Annotated in this window: 6 protein-coding genes; 2 read left to right on the forward strand and 4 right to left on the reverse strand. The window is 74.9% G+C overall.

Features of this window, described 5'->3' with window-relative positions:
• The coding region (locus G5C62_RS25250) for a threonine/serine exporter family protein (protein ID WP_164703178.1) at nucleotides 1–928 on the forward strand (928 nt) is incomplete at its 5' end.
• Nucleotides 929–1,104: 176 nt separating this feature from the next.
• Nucleotides 1,105–1,410 (forward strand): hypothetical protein, encoded by a 306-nt coding sequence (locus G5C62_RS25255; RefSeq protein WP_164703179.1) that lies wholly within the window; start codon nucleotides 1,105–1,107, stop codon nucleotides 1,408–1,410.
• On the opposite strand, the gene G5C62_RS25260 is transcribed toward G5C62_RS25255, so the two are convergent.
• The 4 genes from G5C62_RS25260 to G5C62_RS25275 all read right to left on the reverse strand — a co-directional run.
• Complete coding sequence (locus tag G5C62_RS25260) at nucleotides 1,353–2,132, reverse strand: SDR family NAD(P)-dependent oxidoreductase (RefSeq protein ID WP_164703180.1); 780 nt, start codon at nucleotides 2,130–2,132, stop codon at nucleotides 1,353–1,355. The genes G5C62_RS25255 and G5C62_RS25260 overlap by 58 nt on opposite strands.
• An 18-nt stretch (nucleotides 2,133–2,150) precedes the next feature.
• Nucleotides 2,151–2,969: an SDR family NAD(P)-dependent oxidoreductase gene (locus G5C62_RS25265; protein WP_164703181.1), complete on the reverse strand. Its 819-nt coding sequence runs from the start codon at nucleotides 2,967–2,969 to the stop codon at nucleotides 2,151–2,153.
• Nucleotides 2,966–3,784: a MoaF C-terminal domain-containing protein gene (locus G5C62_RS25270; RefSeq protein WP_164703182.1), complete on the reverse strand. Its 819-nt coding sequence runs from the start codon at nucleotides 3,782–3,784 to the stop codon at nucleotides 2,966–2,968. Before G5C62_RS25270 ends, G5C62_RS25265 begins: the two co-directional genes overlap by 4 nt.
• Before the next feature lie 55 nt (nucleotides 3,785–3,839).
• Nucleotides 3,840–5,597, reverse strand: a 1,758-nt coding sequence (locus tag G5C62_RS25275) for an amidohydrolase (RefSeq protein ID WP_206330859.1), incomplete at its 5' end; no start/stop codon positions are given.

The following is a 5,597-nucleotide window of genomic DNA, read 5'->3' on the forward strand; positions in this document are numbered from 1 at the left end:
CCGGTCGATCCACGCGCTCGGCTGGTCGGGCGTGGCAGCCTGTGTCGCCTTCCTGCTCGGTGGTGGCTGGCTCGTGGCCCTGGTCGCGGCGGTCACCACGGCCGCGATCGAGCAGACGATCCGCGCCCTCGACCGGCGCGGGCTCCCGATGTTCTTCCAGCAGGTGGCCGGCGCTGCGGTGGCCACCGGGGCGGCCGTCCTCCTCGTCGTCTGGGAGGTCGAGGTCCGCACCTCGCTGGTGGTCGCCGCTGGGATCGTCGTCCTGCTGGCCGGCCTCTCCTTCGTGGGCGCCGCCGAGGACGCGATCAGCGGCTTCCCGGTCACGGCCGCGGCGCGGGCCTTCGAGGTGCTGACGTTGACCACCGGGATCGTCGTCGGCATCGCCGCCGTCCTGGACCTGGCGCAGCGGGCGCAGGTCCCGCTCCGCGTGCTCGACCCGGGAACGGCCGGCGTGCCGTTCGTCGTGACGCTGGCCGCGGCCGCCGGGATGGCCGGGGCATGGGCACTGGCCTCGCACGCCCGCCCGGCGGCCATCGGGGTCGCCACGGCGGCCGGCGCGCTGGCGTGGACGACGGCGTCGGCGAGCGCCGCCTTCGGTGCCGGTCCTGCGGTGGCGAGTGGGGCGGCGGCCATCGTCGCCGGGTTCTGCGGGGAGGCGCTGACCGATCGGCTCCGGATCCCGCCCCTGCTCGTCGCGGTCTGCAGCATCGTCCCGCTGCTGCCCGGGCTCACGATCTACCGGGGCCTCTTCGCGGTCGTCGTGGAGGCCGACGTCGCAGGCGGCGTGAACGCGCTCGTCGGGGCGGCGGCGATCGGACTGGCCCTGGCCGCCGGCGTCGTGCTGGGCAGGTACTTCGGCCGTCCACTGGGCAGCAGCCGCGATCGGTTCGACCGGCGGGTGCGGCGCCACGCGACCAGCTCCGACTGAGATCGGCCTGCTGACCGAGGGGTCCGGGCCGGGCAGCCCGGACGGGTGCGCGAAACGGCGAGATCGGGTGCACGCGGTGGTCCTCGGCCACCGCGGATCGGACCGAGGGTCTACCGAACAGCTCACCGCCGCCGGGTGATGCCGTCGGCGGAGCTCGCTCCGGTCACCACCCCCGCATGGTCGACGTCCTGGTCGGGGTGCTGTTCATGGGGCTGCTCCGCGACGGCCTCACCCTGCTGGGCGTCACCACCTTCTGGCAGAACGTCGCCAGCGGCCTGGCGCTGGTGGCGGCGATCGCCATCGCCGCAGCCACCCACGTCGTCCGCGGGAAGATGCGGGCCCGGGAGGCCCACCGGCTCGACGACGCGGCCCCACCGGCTGAAGCGCACCCGGCCGGGGGCGACTGCCCTCGGCCGGGCCCGGGCTACGGGGTGGGGTCGGTGGCGAACTCGTACGGCGGGACGGCGGGCCGGGCCAGGTAGCCGAAGTCGGAGACGACCGAGGTGCCGTTGATCGGGGAGCTCACCGGTGAGGCGAGGAACGCGGCGTGCCGGGCCAGGTCCGCCGGCTGCATGACGGGCAGGTCGCTGCCGGCGAACCCGTCGGGGCGGCCCAGGTCGGCCCGCGACATCGGGGTGTCGACGACCCCCGGGCACAGGCAGTTGACGCGCACCTCGGGGTGGTCGACCGACAGGGAGCGGGTGAGCATCAGCACCGCGCCCTTGGAGGTGTTGTAGGCGCTCATCCCCTCGAACGCCACGAGTGCCGCATCCGAGGCGATCAGCACGATGGTGGCGACCGGGCTGGAGCGCAGCGCGGGGACGGTGTGCTTGGCCAGCAGGAAGTTGCCGCGGACGTTCACCGCCATGACCTGGTCCCAGTCGGCGACGCTCACCTCCGCAGCCGGTGTCCCGGCCGGGCCGGAGATGCCCGCACACCCGAGGACGGTGTCCAGCCGGCCGAACCGGTGGAGGGCGGCGGCGACGGCCGTGCGCACGTCCGCCTCGACCGTCACGTCGGCCCGGACGAACAGGGCGTCGTGGCCCCGGTCGCGCAGCAGTGCGGCGACCTCCTCGCCGGCCGGGTCACGGTCGAGGAGGGCGGTCTTCGCGCCCTCCTCGGCGAGCGCGTCGGCACACGCCCGCCCGATGCCGGAAGCACCACCGGTGATCAGCGCGACCCGGTCGCGCAGCTGCAGGTCCATGATCCGGTCCTCCTGTTCTCAGGGTCGGTCGACCGGGCGGCCGTCGACCGACACCCGGGGGTCGAAGGGGACCGTGCCCACGTCCACGGCCACCTGCCCGCCGTCGACCGGGACCACCGCTGCGTTGACGTAGCGGGCCTGGTCCGACAGCAGCCAGGCGATGCACGCGGCGACCTCGTCGGCGCCGGCCGGCCGACGCGCCGGGACCAGTGAGGTCACCAGCCCGTAGGCGGCGCCGGGGGAGAGGCCGCGCGGACCGCCGAACTCCGCCATCTCCGCGTCGGCCATCTCGGTCGCCGTCCACCCGGGGCACACCACGTTGGCCCGGAGTCCCTGGGGGCCGTAGTCGACGGCGAGGGACTGGGTGAGCGCGGTGGCGGCCGCCTTCGAGGCGGCGTAGACCGACATCTCCGCGCTGGCCCGCAGGCCGGCCACCGAGGCGACGGTGACCACGGCGCCGCGTGACGTCAGCAGGTGCGGCAACGCGGCCCGGAGCACGTGGTAGAGGCCGCCGACGTTGACCCGCAGCGTCGCCTCGAACGCCTCGGGGGAGACGTCCAGCAGCGCGCCGGGGTGCATCACCCCGGCGTTGAGCACCAGGCCGTCGAGGCGACCGAAGTGGTCGACGGTGCGCTGCACGACCCGGGCGGCGTCCGCCGGGTCGGCGACGTCGCCGGCCACGGCGAGCCCGCCGGTCTCCTGCGCCGTCCGCTCCAGCGGTTCCGGCCGGCGACCGCAGACGACGACCCGGGTCCCGGTGCGCGCCAGCGTGCGGGCGGTCGCCGCACCGATGCCGGCGCCGCCGCCGGTGACCAATGCGACCCGGGGAGGGGTCACGGCGTGGTGACCGGCGGTGCCACGGACAGGGGCTGTGCGTAGGCGCCCATCGTGAGGTCGACCAGCTCACCGCTGAACTGGTCGAGCGCGAACTGGATGCCCACCGAGCGCAGCTGGGTCAGGTCGACCAGCACCATGCCCTCGACGCCCAGCAGCTTCTCCAACCAGGAGAAGAGGTACACCCCCTCGCGGATCTTCCAGTGCACGCACCGCTCGGTGTCCGCCTCGCCCTGCTCGGCACCGCCCATGCAGACCCAGGTGAACAGGCGGTCGGTGAGGTAGACGTGGTCGTAGACGTCGTCGCTGCTGTAGCGGTAGCGGATCCGCCGGCCGACCAGTTCGGTGGTCGGCTGGTGGGGGTGCGGGTCCGTCCGCCCTCCGTCGACGGTCGCCTGGAACCACTGCTGCCGGGCGCGGTGCGGCTGCGGCTCCAGACCGAGCTGGGCCAGGGCCCCGGTCGCTGCGCCGTTGCGGAGGTCCAGCGCCATGGACGCTGCCTCGGGCTGGGGGAGGCCCTGCCACAGCTGGTGCACGTAGAACAGCTGGTCGGCCAGCTCGAAGGCCTGGTAGCCGGCGGTGCCGCTGCGCTCCGGGCGGTCGCCGACGCGCAGCACCCAGTCGAGCCGGCGGTCGTCGGTGAACCGCTGCTCGAGTGAGAACCCCTCGCCGCCGTCGGTCAGGGCGCCGGTCAGGGTCACGGTCCGGCCGACCAGGGTGCCGGACACCGGCGGGCGGAACTCGTCGAAGCCCTCGGCCATCTCGGTCAAGGGGGTCCAGGACTGCGCGTCCCAGGCGAAGTCGCCTCTGCCGCTCACGGTTCTCCTCGTCGTCGTGCTGGTCAGGTCGGCCTCGGCCCAGCCGAGTGTGGGGTCACGGGCGGGTGGTCGGCTCGTCGGCGGTGTGCACCAGTCGGCCGGCGAACCAGGTGCGCAGCACCTGGGTGGCGTGCACCTGCGTCGGGTCCACCGCGAAGACGTCGCGGTCCAGGACGATGAAGTCCGCGGACCGGCCGGGGGTGAGCCGTCCGGTCACGTCGCCGAGCCCCATCGCCTCGGCCGGGTGCGTGGTGAAGGCGGTGACCGCCTCCTGCACGGTCAGCGCCTGCCCGGGGTTGAGCGTCCCGGGCACCGCGGGGTCGGGGTTGCGGCGGGTGACCATGGCCTCCAGCCCGGTCCACGGGTCGGGGGTGGGTGCGGCACACGGCCAGTCCGACCCGGCGGCGACCACCGCACCCGAGTCGAGGAGATCGCGGAACGGCCAGGACGCCGCGACCACCTCCGCGGGCACGTGGGCGGCGATGCTGTCCTGGATCACGCCGGGGAACCAGATGTAGGGGGAGGCGTCGGCGACCACGTCGAGCGCGGCGAACCGGGGCAGGTCGTCGGGGTGCACGTACTCGGCGTGGGCGATCTGGAAGCGCGGCCCGGGCCCGCGGCGGGCGCGCACCTGCTCCACGGCATCGAGCACCAGCCGCACCGAGGCGTCCCCGGTTGCGTGGAACTTCGCGCCCAGGCCGAGGTCGTGGCACCGCTCCACCTCGGCGACCAGGTCGGGCAGGTCGTAGTACAGGTCACCGGTCGTGGCGGGCTCGCCGTGCCGGCACTGGTAGGGCTCCAGCAGCGCCGTCGTCCGGGTCATCGGGACGCCGTCCAGCACGATCTTCACGAAGTCCGGGCGCACCAGCTCGCTGCGCTGGGCCCGGGCCTCCGCGATGAGCTCCCCGCCGACCGCGCCGTCCTCGAGGAACGGGCGCACCGGGAGGGAGGCGACCACCCGCAGCGTCAGCTCACCCGCCGCCTCGAGCTCGCGCAGCGCGGCCAGGGGCGCGCCCATGGTCGCGGCCTCCTGCACGCTGGTGATGCCGTAGGAGTTCAGCACCCGGATCGCGGTGGCCACCGCTTCCCGCATCCGCGCCTGCGGATCGGCGACCGACGCCGCGAAGGCCGACTCGGCCCGGGCGGAGGCCAGCTCGTGCAGCACGCCGGTGAGCCGGCCGGCGTCGTCGCGGACGTAGCGGCCGCCCTCCACGTCCGGGCTGTCCGGGCCCACCTCCATGAGCTCCAACGCCCGCGAGCTGACCCAGCGGTTGTGCATGGTGTCGTCGCGCAGCAGCACCGGCCGCCCGCCGCTGGCCTCGTCGAGTGCCAACCGGTGGCGCTCCTCGGCCAGCTGACCGAGGAGCGTGCTGCCGAGGATGCCGCCGACGACCCAGGCATCCGGCTCCAGCCGGTCGGCCCACGCCCGCACCTTCGCCAGCACGTCGTCCAGCGAGTCGCTCGGCAGCAGGGGCAGCTCGAACGCCGCCTGGGCGCCGGCCAGGTTCAGGTGCACGTGCCCGTCGACCAGCCCCGGGAGCACCAGCGCGCCGGCCAGGTCGTGCACCTCCGTGTCCGGGCCACGGTGCCGGGCGACCTCGTCGACCGTCCCGACGTCCAGCAGCAGCCCGTCCCGGACCGCCAGCGCCTCGGCCCACGGGCGCGCCGGGTCCGAGGTCCAGACGCGTCCTCCGCCTGCGCACCGGTGCGGGTGCGGCCGGTCGAGGGCGTCGCCTTCCACGGCCGGCTGCGCAGTGCCACCGCCGACGGGCTCCTCGTCACCGCGCTGCGCACCAGCCCCAACTCGGTCTCC

The sequence above is a fragment of the Modestobacter sp. KNN46-3 genome, assembly GCF_011039295.1.

What these genes read in the sequence shown, in the direction of transcription:
- G5C62_RS25255 (WP_164703179.1), top strand. Translation starts at nt 1,105, where the DNA reads ATGGTCGACGTCCTGGTCGGGGTGCTGTTCATGGGGCTGCTCCGCGAC.
- G5C62_RS25260 (WP_164703180.1), bottom strand. Translation starts at nt 2,132, where the DNA reads ATGGACCTGCAGCTGCGCGACCGGGTCGCGCTGATCACCGGTGGTGCT.